The following is an 18,341-nucleotide window of genomic DNA, read 5'->3' as shown; positions in this document are numbered from 1 at the left end:
ACTCGGTGGGTCGTTGAGCTTTCGCGTCAGGCGGCTCACATTCCTGCGTGAGATATCAGCTGCTCACCATCACACCAATCACACACATCCACATTTGGCCTTGAAAAGATCGGAGGGCTCAAGTGAATCAACGCGTTATTACCCGTCGTGCGTTCCACTGCTTGACGGGCCTATCGGGCGCCGGATTGGTATCCGGCAGGCTGCTTGCCGTAACGGGATCGGACGAGAACCCACCTTGGTTCGAAGCCACAATTCCCCAGTTGCAGACATTGATGTCTTCCGGCCGCCTCTCCAGCCGGGAGCTGACTCGGGCGTATCTGCAAAGGATCGATCGGCTCAACCCACTCCTGGGAGCGGTCATTGAAACCAATCCCAACGCCATCGCCATCGCGGCACAACGCGATGCCGAACGCCGGGCCGGGATAGTCCGCGGCCCGATGCACGGGATTCCGGTCCTGTTGAAGGACAACATCGCCACCGACGACAGCATGCAGACGACGGCAGGATCCGTGGTGTTGCTCAACAGCCGGGTCCCCGCTGACTCGCCGATGGTCGCCCGGCTGCGTGAGGCCGGCGCCGTCATCCTTGGCAAGGCGAATCTGTCGGAATGGGCGAACTTCCGGGGGTTCGGGTCGATCAGCGGATGGAGCGCACGCGGAGGCTTCAGCCGCAACCCCTACCTCCTGAATTATTTTCCGGCAGGATCCAGTTCCGGCTCGGCGATCTCCGCGGCGGCCAATCTTTGCTCGTGCGCGGTCGGGACCGAGACCAGCGGCTCCATCACCACCCCTGCCTCTTACAATCACACCGTCGGCATCAAACCCACAGTCGGCCTGATCTCCCAGTCCGGCATCATCCCCATCTCGAACACTCAGGACACCGCGGGCCCGATGACCAGGACGGTCACCGATGCGGCGATCCTCCTCGGGGCCATGCAATCCCCGTGGGGTTCGGTGGACCCGGATTCCGTTCCGAATGACTACACGGCCTTCCTCGATCCCGACGCCCTCCAGGGAGCTCGCATCGGGATTGATCGGAAGTACTTCAGCCCGGGTTTCGGCGATCCGGCGATTGCCGATGCAGTGGAGACTGCCATCACTGTGATGGGAAGTCTCGGCGCCACGTTCGAAGACACGGACTCCGGCGACATCGATGCGCTGTTCTCAGCGGATGACTTCTTGATCGTTCTTCTCTACGAATTCCGGGTCCAGATGGCCAACTACCTCGGAAGGTTGAAGCATACGGCCGCGAGGAACCTGGCCGACCTGATCCGCCTGAACCAGATTCGCTGCCCGCAGGAGATGAAGTACTTCGGGCAGGAACTGTTCGAATTAGCGATCACCTTCCCGCCCGCCCTGGACAAAGCGGTGTATCAGGCGTCGCGCCAGTTCACCTGGTCTGTCACTCGTACCAACGGCATCGACAAAGCGCTCCAGGAGCAAAATCTCGATGCCATCATTGCCCCCGGCACCGGTCCCGCCGTCATTATGCCTGCCGTAGCCGGCTACCCCAGTCTCGCGCTCCCGCTCAGCATCCTGCCCGACGGCCGGCCCGCCGGCATGTACTTCTATTCGGGATTCCTGCAGGAGCCCAAGCTAATCTCCCTGGCCTACGCCCTGGAGCAGGCTCTCCCGCCCCGTGCAACACCCATGTTCCTCAATTCCATCCCGCCCGAACCGCCGGACGCAGGAATCTGCGCCGGGTTCCCGAAGAACACTCCCGGCCAGGGCTCTGGCATAGGCATGCGCCGCGGCCAAATCCTCAAACAGATGTCCCAACTCTAAGCTCGACAGCTGCCGAATCCGAGGGTCCGCCCTGGCGGTAACCTGAGAGGTTGCTGACGCTCCCCTGGTCACCGCCGAGGACGGGCCCACCATGATCCTTCCACCCGAGGCCCTAACGCCTGGCTCTGGGGAGATGACGATTCTGTTCCCTCAATGAGGTCTATTGCTAATGTTTGAACGCATTCGTGATCTTTGGGAACGCCGCGAATCGGGGTCGCGTGGCCGATCGCGGGCGGGCCGATGCGTCCGCGTGAGCATCCTGACCCCGGGATGGTGTGTGGCCATCCTGGTCGTCATTTTGGCCGTCATCGGGATCGAGGATGGCCTCGATCGGCCGGGCTCGGGACGCCAGGACCGCCAGATCCTCGGGCAGAGTGAACGGCCGATCCGCAAGGTCGCCTTCACGCCGGACGAGACGGAGGTGGCAGCGCTGGAGGTGAACGGCCGGCTGACGTTCTGGGAGGCCGAGGGCGGGGGCTCCTGGACCTCGATCGGTGACGACGGACTGCACATCTGGAGCTTCGCCTTCGACCCTGAGGGAGATACGGTCGCCCTGGGGGCCCTCGACGGCTCGATCCGGTTCAAGGACCTGCGAACTGGCCAGGACTGCGGCCGCATCACGCTGGATCGGGAGATCGTTCAGGTCCTGGCCTTCTCGCCCGACGGCCGCCACATTGCCTCAGGCCACGAGAACGGTCGCCTCACGGTCTGGGAGGTGGGAACTGGTGTGCTGTTGCTGGACCTCGACGCCCACCGAAGTTCGGTCACAGCCCTGGCCTTCTCCCCCAACCGCCGATGGCTCGCCTCGGCCGGGGCCGACGGCAGGGTGAATCTCTGGGACGCAGAGACGGGCGTTCTGGTGGCCTCAACCTCTTGCAAGCCTGGCCGCCTCACGCCATTGGTCTTCTCGGCCGATAGCATGAGCCTCAGTTGGGCGAGCCTGTACGGGAGGGCCGTCCAGAGGTGGGACCTCGGCCCTGGCGGAGGCGTGCGGACCGCGCGTTGCCCGGTCGAGGAGATGGTCCCGACGGCCAATGGCCGATCACTTCTGGTCCGGGTCGATCAGGAACGTGTCTGGCAGCTTGATGCCGAGACGCTCCGCATCGAGCGCCGGCACCGGTTCCCCGGACGCATCCTCTCTGCGATGGCCGTCTCGAACGACGGGACCCACCTCGCCCTGGGAGGATTGCGCACCGTGGAGATGCACCATCTTGAGTCTCTCTCGGGCAGAGCCACCACCGAATGAACCCGCTGAAGCGATGGAGCAACTGGACCGCTGGCCCGCGGAGGACCACCCCTCTTCATCGGGAGTACTGGTCGGTCCGGGGGCTCATAGGGACCGCCCCAACGGCCTGTACCACCGGGTCCGGACGGGCCCTGCACCTCGGGGGGATGAGGCGTGATCTCGCGGAGCCTGCCCGCCAAGGAATCGTACGGCAAGGAAACTCAAGCCACCTGATCGGTACGGAGCCCGGCCAGCAGCTGCTCTCGTCGAGCCCAACTCCAATCGGGTGCGTCTGCCGACTGCAAAGGCGCAGTCCAGCCGACGGAAGTCTCCTCGGGGTGGCGGTTGACGCACCGAATCTCCCGGCAGGCAGGCTGCCGTCCAGCGACGCTGGACGCATCAGGGTTAGCGAGAAAGCGCAAGTAAAGCGCTTTCGGAGTCCAAAGGCACGGGGACACGCGATAGACCGAGGAGGAACGGACACAGCCGAACGTTGGTTTTTATGTTTGCTTTCCCAAGGTCCTCCTCCGCCCCGACCATGCCTGTAATCCCCTGGCCGACCTACAAGGAGGATGGCCCGTCGCATCTCCCCGCCGACGCTTTCAATATCCTCTACGCCTTCACGGCTCAGGACCTGCCTGCCCGGGTCGCTGCCCTCTCTCCCCCGTACCCTGTCCTCGCTGGTCGCCGCGACCCGGCGGACGACTGCATAGACTGGCGGGAGCCGGTTGGCTGATCGTCGGCCCGGACCGTTCCGCGAGCTTCGAGCCGAGCGAGTGAACGGCCCCGATCGCCCTATCCCGACCCGGCCCTCGGCCTCCCGATCCATCGGGAGTCGGGGGCAGTTTCGTTGATGGGCGAGCACTACCACTTCCTACCACTCTGTCCGTTGCATACTGCGGAATAACGGGGAAAAACGCGCTCCGATGATGCGCCTTGCGAAGCAGGGTCGTCCTCGGTAAGGTGTTGCAGGGCCGGGGTTTACCAGCGTCCACCCTGGCCAATCCGGACGGCCTCCGGAGCTAAAGGTTGCAGGTTCAAATCCTGCCGGGCATACTTTTCGTAAGTGTTTTCTGAAAAACAAGTGGTTCTCCTGTTTGCAACGGACGGCATGGTTTCGAGTCTCCCGGAATGCCGGCAATCGACCGGACGGGAGCGAAAGAGCGGCTGTCCGGTTGTTGGGGTTCAATCGCAAGCGGTCGTCAGGTGGGGTGACTGACAACCCGCGATTCCCGCAGTGAAGCTCGGCTCGATGCCGTGGTGGGGGAGGGGTTCAAGAACCGAACCATCGCGTTCGAGGATGCAGAGCGTCGTTCAACGGGACGCGAGGTGTTCGCGACGGTCTGCGTCCGTGCCCAGTCGAAGAAAACCGGCAACTCGGTGGGCCTGTCAAGTTGGGGGATCGGCTCCAACGGCAGCGCTTCCGCGAGTTGGTGGCCGATCGCAACAGAACGACCTCAAGGGAAGGGGCGTTCGCCCACCGTCGCTTGCCGGAGCCTTCGGAGGCTTCCCAAACGGGGCGTGTCGCGGGAACGGCTCGGGGTGCTGATGAGCGGGCGCTTGGGGAAGCACTGCCGTACCATGTGAACCGAATCTTCGCTCGGGCGACTGAGTGTTCCGGGGCGCGATGTTCGCCCGAGGACAATTCACACTCGTCCAGGTGGTTCATGGCCATGACGATCACGATTCTGACGGTCGGCACGATGGGGGATGTGCGGCCGTTTGTGGCGCTGGGGCTTGGCCTGAAGCGGGCCGGCCACACGGTGATCCTGGCCACGGGAACCAATTTTGAAGGGTTCGTCACCAGCCACGGGCTGTCCTTCGCCCCCATGAGGGCCGACTTCCTCGCGCTTGTGCAGTCGGACGAGGGGAAGGAATTGCTCCGGGGGAGCCCCATTGCCGCCTTCCGGGCGCTCCGGACGACCATGCCGCCGCTCGTTCGGCAGATTCTCGACGACTCCTGGGCGGCCGCTCAGGGAGCCGACTGCCTGATCTTTCACCCGAAGGTCCTGGGCGGCTGGGATATCGCCGCCGCGCTCGGCATTCCCGCGTTCGAATCACTGTATTTGCCGATGATCTCGCCTACCCGGCGCTTTCCGTTTCCGATACTGCCGGTCAGGAACCTTGGCGGCGGACTGAACCGACTGAGCTATGATCTGTACGACCTGATGACCCTTCCACTGCGGGGCACGGTCGATCGCTGGCGCGTTGAAGCGCTCGGACAGCCCGCTCGATCCCGATCCGACCCGACTCGTGAGTCACCCAGGCCGGTACTGTATTGCTTCAGCCCAAGTGTGATCGAGCCACCGGATGACTGGCCCGCATCGGTCTCCACCACCGGGTTCTGGTTCCTGGACGAGCCCGAATCCACCCCGTCTCCCGATCTCGTCGCGTTCCTCGAATCCGGTCCCCCGCCCGTTTATGTGGGGTTCGGGAGCATGGCGAGCCATGACCCCGAGGAGGTTTCGCGCGTGGTCGTCGAGGCGATCCGAAGCTCGGGGCATCGAGGACTCCTGGCGACCGGATGGGGAGGGGTTGGTCCCGTCGATGCCTCCGACGACCTTTTCTGCGTGGACGCAGTGCCGCACGACTGGCTCTTTCCCCGGATGGCAGCCGTCGTGCATCACGGAGGGGCCGGAACGACCGCGGCCGGTCTCCGGTCCGGCCGGCCGACGGTCATCTGCCCGTTCACCGCCGATCAGCCTTACTGGGGCCGCGTTGTCGCCGACCTCGGGGTCGGCCCCCGAGCGATTCCTCAACGTCGGCTGACGTCTAAACGTCTTGCTCGGGCGATCGAACAGGCAACCAACGACGATACCATGCGCCGTCGAGCCGAACACCTGGGGGAACGCATCCGGACGGAAGATGGTGTCGCCCGAGCGGTCGAGGTCATCGAATCGACCGTCAGCCGTTCCCGAGCGGGCTGATGGTCCGCTCGAGGGATCGGAATACCCCAAGGCTGTCGGGATCGTCGGTTTCGAATCGTCCGTTCGTTTAAAGAATCAGAATACGCGTGAACGATCATGGTCAGGCTCGACCGCTTCGGCCAGGGATGCCGCTCGGGCTTCGAGACACTTCGGACAGGACCAGGGAGCGGGGGTTTTGACGGGCTTCGGGCTTCGTTTGTGGCACGAGGCGCAGCGATACCGCTTCCCTTTCACCGTCGTTTTCGGACGGTTTCGCTTGCCGGATTGGGGGATGCACTTGGACATCGGAATGCCTCCGCTGACCTGCGATGGGACCACTCCTTATCAGACGTCGTCACCGAGCCGAAGGTTCAGTTGATGATCGATCAGAACAACCATAACTGATCGGACTCCGCGGTCGGACTTCGAAAGCGGGAGGAGTCGTGCGGGGGCAAGCCGCCATCGAGACCATACTTGCGAGCGAAGAGGCGAAAGACGTCGCCGATCCGCCTGGCCATCTCCCCTTCGCCCCGCATGCGCTTGCCGAATTCGACTGAATTGAGTCGCCCATCGCGCATCGTTCGGATCCGCTGCTCGACTTTTGCTTGCCTTCCCGGCTGTTCACGACCAAGCCACTCCTGGAAAATGGGGGCCACCGCCAGGGGCAACCGAAGAATCTGGAATCCTGCATCCGTCGCTCCCGATTCGCGAGCGGATTGGAGGATTGCTGGGATTTCCGAGTCGTTCAGGCCGGGGATCACCGGGGCGATCAGCACCCTCACGGGCACTCCCAACTCCGACAACGCTCGGATCGCCCGGAGCCGGGCCGAGGGGATGCTCGTCCTTGGTTCCATGGACCGACTGAGATCAGCCTGAAGTGTTGTCATGCTTACGTTGACATGAACCAGATTTTCCGAGGCCATCACCTCCAGCAACTCACGATCGCGGAGGATCAGGGCGTTCTTGGTGATGATCGAAACCGGTTGCCTGAACTCGGCCATGACTTCCAGGCAGCGCCGGGTGATCCGAAACCGACGTTCGCCCGGCTGGTAGGGGTCGGTGACCCCGGACATCACAATCGGCTCGGGCACCCAGCCCGGCCTCGACAGAAACGCTCGCAGGAGGTCCGGAGCGTCCTCCTTGACGAGAATCTTCGCTTCGAAATCGAGCCCGGCATCCCATCCCAGGTACTCGTGCGTCGGTCGGGCATAGCAATAAGAGCAACCGTGCTGGCATCCCCGGTAGGGGTTGAGGCTGTACGTAAACGGAATGTCTGGGCTGTCGTTTCTGGAAACCACGCTGCGCGAGTGGTCGGGAAGGTATTCGGTCGGCAGGTTGCGGAGCGCGACAAGGTGTTCGTCCAGCCCCTCGGGATCGGATTCGAGCTGCTCAAAATCATCCTCGTACGACGGGCCTCCAAACCGGTTCGCCGGCCGGATCTGGGAACCTCGCCCTCGGGCCGTCCGATCCGCCTTCCTCGACATGGCAAAGCCTCCGCGGGACGAAATGTGTTCGCCTGTATCGTACCATGGTTCGAGATGGTACGAGAGCATTGCGCCGGAAATCAGGGCTCCTCAGTCCGTCTCGGAGGATCAGCACCAACCCGGTGGGCTCTGGATACCCTCTCGTCCACAGGAGAGACTCATCAGCATGGCAGGAACGCCGAAGAACCGGTCCCGGCTCCCGGACTCATCCGGTGCTCCGGGGCCGATCCCAACGGTTTGACGAGGCAGCCATGGCAACAGACGACGAACGCAAGCGAGCCCTGAAGGCGTTCAAAAAGCGCCTGAAACTGACCCGGCTCGACGACGAATCAGGCCTGAGCCGAGGCGGCGGCAAGCGATCGGGGATCACCGGAATCACACCCCCGCCTGGATATCCAGCCGAGGTCTGGGAAGAGCTTGTCGCCCTGGGTAAGTTGAAGCGAGACATGGGGGGAACCTACGCCCTGAACGAAGGAGCCTGATCGAAACGGCGTCGCTCCTCGATCCACCAGGCATTCGTCGCTCCAGAGAGTTCTTGTCCATTCTGAATCACTTCTGGATTGAATCACCTGAGAGTCCTCGATGACCCCACCACACCAACGTTCTCTGTTCCCGGTGTTGATCCTCCTGTGCTGGGCGTTGCCGTCGTCGGCCTGTGTGGTCGACGATCCCCCTCGATCCCGAACCGTGGTTTTGACCTACCAGGCCACAGTCCGAGGCATTCCTGAAGCAGCCGAGGTTCTGGACCTCTGGCTTCCCGTGCCGCAGGACGACGCGAACCAGACCATCCATCGGTTGACCATCGATGCTCCGGGCGCCGTGAGCCTCTCACGAGAGCGGACGTTCGGCAACCGAATGCTCCACCTGCGACGCGAGCGACCGGAAACCGAAGTCGCCGTGACCCCGACGATCGTCGCGACCCGCCAGGAAGCCCGAGGCAGACCCACCCCTCCAGGCCGAGCGGAACGATCGCGTCTCCTGGCCCCCGAACCCCTGGTGCCCGTCGACGGTCTGATTCGACAACGTGCCATCGCGGCAACCAGGGGGCTTAAGGATGACACCACCAAAGCCCGAGCGATCTATGACTCGGTCCTCAGCTCCATGACCTATGACAAATCCGGCTCGGGCTGGGGGCGGGGCGATGCACGCTTCGCGTGCGAGGTGGGGAAGGGGAATTGCACCGATTTTCATGCACTGCTCATTGGAATGGCTCGTTCCTCGGGCATCCCGGCGCAATTTGCCATCGGTCTCTCGATCCCCGAAGCGACCACAGAAGGCTCGATCTCCGGTTACCATTGCTGGGCGGAGCTCTATGTCGAAAGTTCGGGTTGGGTGCCGGTCGATGCCAGTGAGGCTGAGAAGAATCCCTCAAAACGCGACTATTTCTTTGGACATCACGACCAGCACCGACTGGAATTCAGTCGAGGCCGAAACCTGACGCTCGCTCCTTCTCAGCAAGGACCACCCTTGAACTTCTTCATCCATCCATACGCTGAGCTTGACAGCACGCCGTATCCGAAGGTCGACCTGAACGTGACGTTTCAGAACGTAGAAGAGGGCGAACATCCCTCGGTCATCCCTTCCGAGACGGGACGACCATGACCACGATCGAAGCCGTTGCGGTCGTGTTTGGGCTGCTGAGCGTCGGGTTCACGATCCGTCAGAGCATCTGGTGTTGGCCCACGGGATTAATTCAAGTCTTTCTGTACCTTTTGATTTTCTATGAGGTTAAACTCTACTCGGATCTGATTCTTCACGTCATTTACGTGATGCTTCAGGGGTATGGCTGGTATCATTGGCTTCATGGTGGCACCGATTCCGGGAGGTTGGCGGTCTCTCGATTGAGCCATTACGGGTTGGTTGGCTGGATCGTGGTTGTGATCGCAGGGACGGGCGTGTGGGGCTTTGTCATGGCCTCGTATACCGATGCCAGCCTTCCATTCTGGGACGCCTTCACCACCGTGGCGAGCCTCGTCGCTCAATGGTTGATGACAAGAAAACGGCTTGAGTCCTGGCTCGTTTGGATCGCTGTGGATGTCGTTGCAATCGGTGTTTACCTCAGCAAGGCGCTTGTCCTCACCTCGGTGCTCTACGCGGTCTTTTTGGTCATGGCGGTGATGGGGTTGCTCGCCTGGAAGAACTCGATGGCCGTCCGATCAAAGGGATGAGAGCCCTGATGAAGACCGGATTAACCCTGGGAAAATTTGCTCCCCTTCACCTGGGACATCAACGGGTGATTGATCGGGCGCTCGCTCAAACCGATCACCTGATCGTGATTGTCTACGACGCTCCCGAGACGACAACCGTTCCCCTCCCCGTGCGCGCCGGATGGATTCGAACCCTCTATCCTACCGTCGAAGTGCTTGAGGCGTGGGATGGGCCAACGATCGTCGGCAGCACGCCCGAGATCATGGAGAGGCACGACGACTACCTCCGCAAGATTCTCGACGGACGGACGATTACCCATTTCTTTTCAAGTGAATTCTACGGAGAGCATGTCAGCAAGGCGCTGGGCGCCGTGGACTGTCGCGTGGACGAAACCCGAACCGGAGTGCCAATCTCCGGAACGGCCATCCGAACGAATCCGTTCACGCACCGGCAGTTCCTCTCCCCCGAGGTCTACCGTGACCTCGTGACCAGGGTGGCCTTCCTCGGCGCACCGTCCACGGGGAAGACTACGATCGCCAAGGCGCTTGCGCATACGTTCAAAACCTGTTGGATGCCCGAGTACGGGCGATCGTACTGGGAAACCCATCAGCAGGATCGGCGGCTCTCTCCTGAGCAACTGGTAGAGATTGCCGAGGGACACCTTCTGCGTGAGGAGACACTCATCCTTGACGCCAACCGATTCCTCTTCGTCGACACCAACGTGACGACTACGTTCATGTTCGCTCGCTGGTATCACGGAAGGGTTCACCCCCGATTGGCCCAAATGGCCGACGAAAGCACAAGGCGATACGACCTCGTATTCCTCTGTGACGATGACATCCCTTATGACGACACCTGGGATCGGTCTGGGTTTGCGAACAGGACGATCTTCCAGAAACAAACCCGAGCAGACCTCCTGAGCCGGCACATTCCCTTCCTCACCCTGAGTGGCACGCTCGACGCTCGGATCGAGAAGGTCTCTCGAATCCTGGAAGGGTTCGACAAATACGCATCCCTCGGAGATCTCCTCAGAGGCCCAGAGGCACCGAGGACGTGAGGAAAGGGCGTTTCTGCCCCGTCCTTCCCGTCGGGGTCACGAGTCCATCCCACAAGGAAGAACTCTTTATCGCACAAACCAGACGTGTTGAATCTTCCCGCCCTTGACCTCATAAATCGCCACGGCGCTGAATTCACGTCCCTGAGCCGTACCCTGTTCGTGATCAATGACGTAATCACCCTGCACGATCCGTTGTGTGATCTCCGCGTGCAGATCAGGCGTTCGGTCAAATAACGCTCCGTACCGAGTCCGCATCGCATCAATGCCGGTTGAGAGTAGTTCATCAGGAAAATTTGAGAGAATGACCGTCTCGGCATAGGTTGCGAGAAAGTCGTTGAGGTCGCGTCGATTGTAGGCCTCAAGCTGTTGCTGAACGATCCGCTCCGCATCGTTTGGCGCATGAGACGGTTCATCCCGTGCCGCCCAGCCATTGACCGAAACCAAGGCGATCGCCGTGATGATCACTCCACAGCACAGAAGTACTTCCCGATAACGGCGACGCATCACCACCTCCTCTCCGAAATGGATCGCTCGAAACTCCACCACGGTTTTCTCACCAGCCCCGACGGCTTGCCGGAGCCGACCTCGCCGACACTTTGTGCCAGGTCAAGGGCCCAGGACCGCTTTTGATGACGTGGCCGCGAGAAGACCCCCTGAGATGATCAGGAGACTCGCGAGAAGGAGACGCCCCCAATGCACCTCACGCCACTCTGCCAGGACAATCAGTCCGATGAACACCGCAATGAGCGTGTTCATATTATAGAGAGGGACCAGTTGGCTGATCTGCCCTCCAAACCGCTGCAAGGCAATGGCAATGCACCCAACCCCCGCCGCCCAAAACACACCAAAGACGGCAGTATAGGCCGCACTTCTTCGACTAATGGCGATCTCCTGATCAACGAGTGTCAGGAATCCTCCAATCGTCAGTACCGCCAGGCCCGTGATGACGAGATACGGCCCGGTGCCGATGCCGGTCCGGGCGCACGCCTTCTGCATCACCCCAGAGACACCGAACAGTACGGCGGGCAGAAGACCACCGATCAGCAACGCCAGCGTCGAGTGTTTCAACAACCTTGTCCTTGATCAGTGAAAGATAATCTGTCAGGGTCGAGGAGACCGTCATTCGTTTGAATTGTTCGAAGATGCCTTGTTCACGAGAATTCGCAGATCGAATTGCTGAGAAATCTCCTCTCCTTCTCGAACATCATCCTCAGTGAATCGGGCCATCAGAATTTCTCGTTCCTTTTGGCGCGAGAAATCATAAATAAGATAAACCGTTCCGTCCTCTCCCTCGACGCCATCGGGATACGAAACTCCGGTCCGCTCGTCGAGCAGCAGCCCTGCCGACCAGGTCTTGCCTTCGTCCTCGGAAAGAAAGGCGGTCAGGTGGGATCGCCTGGTTGGCTCGTCGATTGGGCCGTGCTTGACCAGCAACAGATTCCCTGAGTCAAGCCGTCGAACAAAGAACCGAGCGGAGGGATGAGCAATACCCGACGGCTCAAGATCGGTCCAGGTCCGCCCCCGATCGGTCGAGACACTCTCACCGATTCCGTAGTTGGTGCGGGCGAGCATCCAGAGCGAACCGTCCGCACGTTCCACAATCATGTGCTCATCAAATGACCTCACCTTCTGGGGAACATTGCAACCGCCTCGGACAGACCAGGTCTTCCCCCGATCGGTGGAAACAACCATTCGGGCGCTGTGATCCGTCTCCCTCCAGGTCGACGCAGGAAGGCACCATTCGCCAGTCGAGAGGACGGTCGGCTTCCCCATCATCACGCCGTCGGTCAAACGTTGGGGAACGGACCAGTGGGCATCTTCGTCGTCTGGATTCTCACTGACCATCGCCCAGACTCCCCCAAGGCTCGCCGCGTGCCCTATGGCCTGGGCCCAGAAGACCCACATCCGGCCCTCGGGATCACGCCACATCTGAGGGTCGAATGCCCGAACAGGACCATCGCCATCGGGATCAACAATCATCTGCTCTTGAGACCACGTGATTCCATCATCATCACTGGTGACTAGAATGACATAGTTATTCTGATCCTCCCCAGGAGTTGGTCCCCCGTACCAGGTTGCCCAGAGCCTTCCGCCCCGGCTTCGGGCGAGACTCGGAATTCCTTGAAACTGTCGCGTCGCGCCCGAGTATTCCGGTCCCGGATCAGTGATGACCTTTGGTGGTTGAAGGAATGCCTGGGCATCCTCGTCGTCGAGCCAGGCAGGCAACTCGCCATCTCCCGTACGTTCTCCTTCGAGAATCCATGAGAGGTTAAACCGCGCAAGCGTTCCTCCCACATATTGAGCGGTCTCGGTTCCGTGCTCGTAGAGCAGGTATAACCAGCCTTCACTCGGTGTTCCAGGGCGACCGGCGGCGAGCGACGAGTAGGCACTCTGAGCGTCATGAACACGCCGCTTGACGGGCCAGGTCGTCCCGCCATCGAAACTGGCCCACACCGTCAGACGGACCCGTTCATGCCCGTCGTGATCGGCGTTACTATAAATGAGGATATCCCGATCATGAACCGGAAGCCGTGTGAATCCGGACATCATGCCGAAATGGGCGTTGTAGTTGGCCCCTCGACGCTCTTCGCCTCGGTATCGAGGGCCATCAGGGACGACGGGGGAGGAGAACGGCTCGGACCAGGTTTGCCCACCGTCATCGCTTCGTGCAAAGACCCGATCGGCCTGGAACGGTTCATCGCTTGGAAAAAAACTCCGGCGAGCGCTATAGATTAACTGACCGTCAGAGCGTTCCAGTAAGGCTCCCTCGCCTGTCCCTCTCAGGGGAAACGACTCGCTGGCATGCCAGGTCCGACCGCCATCATCGCTGTAGATCGCTGTGGCGTAACGCTCGGGGGAAGGCTGATAGACCCTGGCCGGCCGGATCAATCGGCCCGCGTTAGGACCATGGACGAGAGTTATTCCATGTTCGCACATGTGAAGTGAAGGCACATAGCCCTGGCTGTCCTTCAGGAAGGTTGCCTCGCTCGCGATCCACGACACTCCCTGGTCATCGCTTCGGTAAACGGTGCGAGGGGCGGTGGAGCCATCTCTCGCAGGGTGTTCTGGATGAACGAACAGCAGCATGTCTCCGGTCCGCTCATCGACCAGGGCTCCCCCACCGTGGATCCCTTCCGCCACGTCTATTTCCGGCCCCCACGAAAGTCCCCCATCCTCACTCCGACGCACTCGGATCTGCCGACTCCCCCAGGTTGCCACAACGGTTCCATCACGACCCACAATCAGATTCGGGAAGCGCTCGTTGTCGAATAGGATCTGTCGATCGAATCGAGACGCACCAAGCAATGGCTCTAGTGCCCCGTCGTACCCCAGATCCTCGGCCCCCTCCATCTGACCAGAAAATCCAAGCATCAACACAAAACAAACCCAAAGGGCTTGGCGGTTTCGAGGCAAATAGCTCGGCATCGGAGCGCTCCTGAGACGAGTCTGAATCCTGGGAGGGATCTGCATTGGGTTCACTGATCGGATTTGTGCAAAGGCTCATGAATGTTGGAAACACGATCCAGGTCTTCGAGGCGAACCTCCAACAGTTCGACGCTCTGTTTTCCACCCGAGAATGCGATCAGAAGCCGGCCATCATGCTCAAGCACGTACGGATAATCCACCTGCCGACCGCCGATCAGCCGGCCGAGCTTTGTGAACACCATGCCATCCTCGCTGATGGCCAGAGTCAGCGGATCTCGTTGCTTCGGGTTTGCGTTGGAGACGAGCACATAGCGGCCGTCGCTCAATCGAATTCCATGAAGTTTGGAGGTCGCGTCGGGAAAATTGGTCCGAACCGGACGGCTCCAGGTCGTTCCGTTGTCGGTCGAGAAGGCGCGGTAAAGGAAACCACCCCGGCGATTGTCGCGGAACAACGCCATCACGTTCTGATCCGGCAAGACCCACCAAAGCGGTTCCTCGGCGGCAAGTTCGCTGCTTGATCCGAGGACCGGAAACGTCTCCCAGTCGTTCAGTCCAACGACGCCGCCTCTCAGGAAAAAGACTCCCGTCTCACGGTAGTTGTGCGGACGTCGCGACATCAACCATTCCCCCGTCGGTAATTGCTTGGGTGGAAAGTTGTTGATCGTATCGTCGGCAATGATCCCGACATGCTCCCAGCGATCATCCTCCGGGACCAGTCGAAAGGCATGAAGTGCGAGGCTCGGTCCGAAGAATCCGGCCGCTTCATCCAGCGAGGCAAGCGCGTACAACTCGTCGCCTCGTGGCCAGAACCCTCGCGCGATCCATCGATAACCCTCAGCGCTTCGGGTTCCATAATGGGGCGACGAGGGACCAGACTCCGGCGGCTCCGGCGTGAGATCTCGCGGCGCACTCCAGGACCGACCGTCACAACTCGTGGCAAATTTCACCCGCTGACCCACGCGATCCTCGACCCCTGGGCCATCACTCCACATCAGCCAGAACTGGCCCTGATGGAGTGCTAGATAATTATGTTGATTCACCCCATTATTGGCGCGAACGTCGCTCACAACCACGTAATTGCTCGGAATCAGAGGCAACCCGTTAAAATCAATCGTGTGAGGATCGTCCGGAACCCAGTCGCCGGCGAGCATCACCGGAGATGTCGGGTTCGAGGCCGGGTGAGGGGGAGGCAATTGCCGTTCGTCCCCCCCGATGACCAACCACACCCATCCGGCAGCGATCCCAAGACTCAATAAACCGTGCGACATGACTCGTTCGATCCACGTTTGATTCCAGAAGGAGATGGCCCTGCGTCGATGGAACCCGAAGCCCCGGGTTGACCGAGTTCCCGATCCGATCACGACCGCTGCCACCCTCTCGGAAAATCACTTTCCAATCCAGGTTCCGGCTGATCGGCGAACTCATCCCGTGCGTCCATCACGGCTCTCTGGCCGCGATTGGGAAATTCCTGGCATCATCCGGTCGTCAATCCGACCCTGAGGAATCGGAGGAGGAGGCTCCCAGAAGATGCTGATCGAACCAATCGACCAGGCTGGTCAAATCTTTGGGAAGATCGGGCCACCCGTGGCCGGCATCGGCCTTCACCACAAGTTCCGTCTCGACCCCCTGCTCGCCGAGCGCTTCAAGAAACCGTTGGGCCTGCTGAATGGGCACCAGCGTATCGGCGTCGCCGTGAAGAATCAGGGTCGGCGGGTCGTCCGGGCTCACATGAGAAATGGGGGAGATGTCGCGTCCGATCTCAAAGATCCGCTCCTCATCGCTGATCGGTACGTATACGTTGCGTGTCGTGTCCAGTTCGTGAAAGTTGAACGGAGCCTTGAAGTTTTCCAGAATGCCCCGACCCAGCGCATTCTCTCCCGGTTTGCCGTAGTTCAGGAAGTCGGTCGGTGGGAACAGGCAGGCCACGGCCTGCACCCGGCTCGACGTCTGCTCGACCGGGTCCTTTGCCTCAGGGTTTCCCGGGGTTCCGGCGGTCCCTTGCATCAGCGAAAGGTGTCCTCCGGCCGATCCTCCGTAAATCCCGATCCGATCGGGGTCGATGCCGTAGTCTTCGGCATGGTAGCGAATGAACCGCACCGCGCGGTGCAAGTCGCTGAGGATCTCGGGGATCGTGAACTTCGGCTGGCTCCCATGCACCACCGCGAACACGGTGTATCCCCGATCGAGAAACGGCTCGATCAATGGCAGCGAGATCGCCTCGTGCGCGGAAAACCAACCGCCACTCACCACCAGAATCAACCCCACCCCCGAACCGGGTCCGTCTTGGGTGGGCTGGAAGACGTCGAAGGTCAGGGCCGTGCCATGCTTTCGGCCGTAGATCACGTCCGACGTTCGTTCGAACGTGACCTCCGTGATCGCCCGAGCCGGTTCCACCAGCATGCCGATCATGACGACCAGTCCGAGAACAATCGAGACCACGGAATGACTCGCCTTCGCGCGCATGTTCGATCCCTTTCGATCAAGAGAACTCGGTGACCCGCTGCAATTGCTCGATCACTCGGCGGGTGCAATGCCGCGCCTGGGGATGATCGATGGCCGCCATCAGACGCCCTGGACCGGGTCCGAGTCAACCGCCTCGTGGTCGATTGTGTTCGAGTGTCGAGCGTCTCGGGCGGCTGACCGCTCGACACGGATCGAATCACCGCGACACCACGAGCCGGTCGTGCCATCGAGGATCGTCGCGGTGGCAATCCGTGAACCGCACCCTCACCAATCACCCGACCCGAGTGTCTGGTCCTGGAAGCTCGACCGCCCGTTGCCGGCTGTGCTAAGATGATGATACGATCGGTTGTTGCGTCCGATTCGCCTGGCCGGTCCGGGCCGATCGTCACCGCCCGATCCCGAACACATGCCAGCCGGTTCGCCCGCACCAGTTCGAGGATGCGCCATGCCATTCGGCGACCCCGACCCCTTGATGCCCGACCCCTTCGGCCCGAGCAACGGTCGAGCCCTCGCCGACCCCGAGATTCCCGATCCGTCCGTCTCGGGTCAGGTGATTGAAACGACCGTCAGCCCGTTTCACTGCCTCTATCAAGACGCCCTCTGGCTGCACACGCAAAGCCATCTCCGGTTGCCTCGATCGGAGAGCGAGGCAAGCCGGCTCGCCCGCGCCTCGTTCCTCCTCTATCTTCAGGCGGCCGAGGCGCTCGTTCATCAGGCCGCTGCCGAGCTGGCCCGACCCGAGTTGGTCCACCTCCTGACCGACCCGTCTCGCCCCATCCCGTTGGCCGAAGCCTGGGCCCTGCTTCCGGCCCTCGCCGCCGAGGAACGTCCCCCGGCCCTTGAGGCCGACCGCCCTCCCTGGCCTCAGTTCGCCGAACTCCTGGCCTTGCGCGATGCCTGGACCTACCCCGGTCCTCCTGCCTCCCGGCGGGCCTATTACACGGCGTCGGCCGATGGTTCCGGCTTCGAGCCGATCGACCCCCGCCACCTTCCCGCCGACCTCCCGCTTGCACCCGATCAGCTTCGATCCCCTCGTATCGGCCTGCCGAGAGATCCGTACGCCCTGCGTCCTCACCATCTCGACACCGCTCGGGCCGTGCTCGATCAGGCCATTACCGCGCTCGATCGGCGACTCGACGGTGCCCTGACCCAGGACGGCCGTCACCGCAAGGAACCCTGCCGGGTCCTCCCCCCTCGGTCGTGAGCAGAGGACCGGGCGGTGTTCGATTGAGCCTCAATCCGTCAATTCGAAGTCGAACGTGTTCGATCCTTCCTCGACCGTGGCGGTCAAGCCCGAGGTCGTTTCGAGTTCGTACTTGGCCGGGATGAGTTTCTGGGCGGCCTGAGTGGCGGCAATCACATCGTCCTGACGCCCCGAACCCCCTTGCATGTTCGCCTCCACCTGAGAGTTATCCACCTCAAGCGCCATGATCCGAATCTTGTAAGAGCCGGGGAAAGCGCCGTCGTTGGTTCCTGCGGTCGAGAGACGGTACCGCCCTTCGCTGATGCTTCCCGATGCGGCTCTCCCCGTGTTCGGATCGTCGGGCACGAAGAAGATGTTCCCATGAGGAACCGGCTCGCCCTTGTACGTGATGGTTCCGGACACCGGGTAGCGTTTCCCCAGCCCGTCGCCACCACACCCCGAGGCGGTCAGAAGTAAGATCAATCCTCCCAGCAACGCAAGCGATCGAGTCAAGCCATTCATCTGCGAGATTCCTTGGATTCGTCTCTGGTCTTCCCTGGTGGTCGCCTCTGGCCTCCGGTTGAGCAACGGGGTAGGGCAGAGGTCACACCGAAATCCGCCCGGCCCGGTGGCGAGAGTATCTCTGTTGGCGGATCATCTCCCCG

The 18,341-nt window shown here is 61.4% G+C and carries 16 protein-coding genes; 9 read left to right on the top strand and 7 right to left on the bottom strand.

Annotated features, from left to right (window positions below):
• Positions 1-272: 272 nt before the first annotated feature.
• From GA615_RS19150 to GA615_RS19135, 4 genes are all read left to right on the top strand, one after another.
• Complete coding sequence (locus GA615_RS19150) at positions 273-1,784, top strand: amidase family protein (protein WP_201750242.1); 1,512 nt, start codon at positions 273-275, stop codon at positions 1,782-1,784.
• A 250-nt stretch (positions 1,785-2,034) separates the two neighbouring features.
• Entirely contained in the window at positions 2,035-3,030 is a 996-nt protein-coding gene (locus GA615_RS19145) for a WD40 repeat domain-containing protein (protein WP_161602425.1), read from the top strand.
• 481 nt (positions 3,031-3,511) lie between these two features.
• The gene (locus GA615_RS19140) at positions 3,512-3,745 is read left to right on the top strand and encodes a hypothetical protein (protein ID WP_161602424.1); all 234 of its coding nucleotides are present in this window, start codon (positions 3,512-3,514) and stop codon (positions 3,743-3,745) included.
• 937 nt (positions 3,746-4,682) lie between these two features.
• Positions 4,683-5,936 carry a glycosyltransferase gene (locus GA615_RS19135; RefSeq protein ID WP_152052921.1) on the top strand — a complete coding sequence of 418 codons (1,254 nt, stop codon included), beginning with the start codon at positions 4,683-4,685 and terminating at the stop codon, positions 5,934-5,936.
• 365 nt (positions 5,937-6,301) lie between these two features.
• On the opposite strand, the gene GA615_RS19130 is transcribed toward GA615_RS19135, so the two are convergent.
• On the bottom strand, positions 6,302-7,399 hold the full coding sequence (locus GA615_RS19130) for a PA0069 family radical SAM protein (protein ID WP_152052920.1): 1,098 nt from the start codon (positions 7,397-7,399) through the stop codon (positions 6,302-6,304).
• A 251-nt stretch (positions 7,400-7,650) separates the two neighbouring features.
• Here GA615_RS19130 and GA615_RS19125 point away from each other — a divergent pair, with 251 nt between their 5' ends.
• The 4 genes from GA615_RS19125 (at position 7,651) to GA615_RS19110 (ending at position 10,604) form a co-directional block, all read left to right on the top strand.
• Positions 7,651-7,881 (top strand): hypothetical protein, encoded by a 231-nt coding sequence (locus GA615_RS19125; RefSeq protein ID WP_152052919.1) that lies wholly within the window; start codon positions 7,651-7,653, stop codon positions 7,879-7,881.
• Positions 7,882-7,981: 100 nt separating this feature from the next.
• Positions 7,982-9,001, top strand: a complete 1,020-nt coding sequence (locus tag GA615_RS19120) for a transglutaminase-like domain-containing protein (RefSeq protein WP_152052918.1) — start codon at positions 7,982-7,984, stop codon at positions 8,999-9,001.
• Positions 8,998-9,567, top strand: a complete 570-nt coding sequence (gene pnuC, locus GA615_RS19115; RefSeq protein WP_152052917.1) for a nicotinamide riboside transporter PnuC — start codon at positions 8,998-9,000, stop codon at positions 9,565-9,567. Before GA615_RS19120 ends, pnuC begins: the two co-directional genes overlap by 4 nt.
• Positions 9,568-9,575: 8 nt before the next feature.
• The gene (locus GA615_RS19110; RefSeq protein WP_152052916.1) at positions 9,576-10,604 is read left to right on the top strand and encodes an AAA family ATPase; all 1,029 of its coding nucleotides are present in this window, start codon (positions 9,576-9,578) and stop codon (positions 10,602-10,604) included.
• Positions 10,605-10,670: 66 nt separating this feature from the next.
• Here GA615_RS19110 and GA615_RS19105 read toward each other — a convergent pair whose 3' ends face one another.
• The 5 genes from GA615_RS19105 to GA615_RS19085 all read right to left on the bottom strand — a co-directional run bounded on the left by GA615_RS19105 (position 10,671) and on the right by GA615_RS19085 (position 16,469).
• Positions 10,671-11,108 (bottom strand): nuclear transport factor 2 family protein, encoded by a 438-nt coding sequence (locus tag GA615_RS19105; RefSeq protein WP_161602423.1) that lies wholly within the window; start codon positions 11,106-11,108, stop codon positions 10,671-10,673.
• Positions 11,109-11,210: 102 nt separating this feature from the next.
• Positions 11,211-11,672 (bottom strand): hypothetical protein, encoded by a 462-nt coding sequence (locus tag GA615_RS19100; protein ID WP_152052914.1) that lies wholly within the window; start codon positions 11,670-11,672, stop codon positions 11,211-11,213.
• A 51-nt stretch (positions 11,673-11,723) separates the two neighbouring features.
• Positions 11,724-14,030, bottom strand: coding sequence for an exo-alpha-sialidase (locus GA615_RS19095; protein ID WP_201750241.1), 2,307 nt, complete (start codon positions 14,028-14,030; stop codon positions 11,724-11,726).
• 50 nt (positions 14,031-14,080) lie between these two features.
• The gene (locus tag GA615_RS19090; RefSeq protein ID WP_152052913.1) at positions 14,081-15,298 is read right to left on the bottom strand and encodes an exo-alpha-sialidase; all 1,218 of its coding nucleotides are present in this window, start codon (positions 15,296-15,298) and stop codon (positions 14,081-14,083) included.
• A 217-nt stretch (positions 15,299-15,515) separates the two neighbouring features.
• Positions 15,516-16,469: an alpha/beta hydrolase gene (locus tag GA615_RS19085; RefSeq protein ID WP_235905557.1), complete on the bottom strand. Its 954-nt coding sequence runs from the start codon at positions 16,467-16,469 to the stop codon at positions 15,516-15,518.
• 469 nt (positions 16,470-16,938) lie between these two features.
• On the opposite strand from GA615_RS19085, the gene GA615_RS19080 reads away from it, so the two are divergent.
• The gene (locus tag GA615_RS19080; protein ID WP_152052911.1) at positions 16,939-17,697 is read left to right on the top strand and encodes a hypothetical protein; all 759 of its coding nucleotides are present in this window, start codon (positions 16,939-16,941) and stop codon (positions 17,695-17,697) included.
• A 30-nt stretch (positions 17,698-17,727) separates the two neighbouring features.
• Here the strand turns inward: GA615_RS19080 and GA615_RS19075 are convergent, their stop codons facing one another.
• Positions 17,728-18,198, bottom strand: coding sequence for a hypothetical protein (locus tag GA615_RS19075; protein ID WP_152052910.1), 471 nt, complete (start codon positions 18,196-18,198; stop codon positions 17,728-17,730).
• Positions 18,199-18,341: the final 143 nt, after the last annotated feature.

The sequence above is a fragment of the Tautonia marina genome, assembly GCF_009177065.1.
Classification (GTDB): domain Bacteria; phylum Planctomycetota; class Planctomycetia; order Isosphaerales; family Isosphaeraceae; genus Tautonia; species Tautonia marina.
This window is presented reverse-complemented; position numbering and strand designations above follow the sequence as displayed.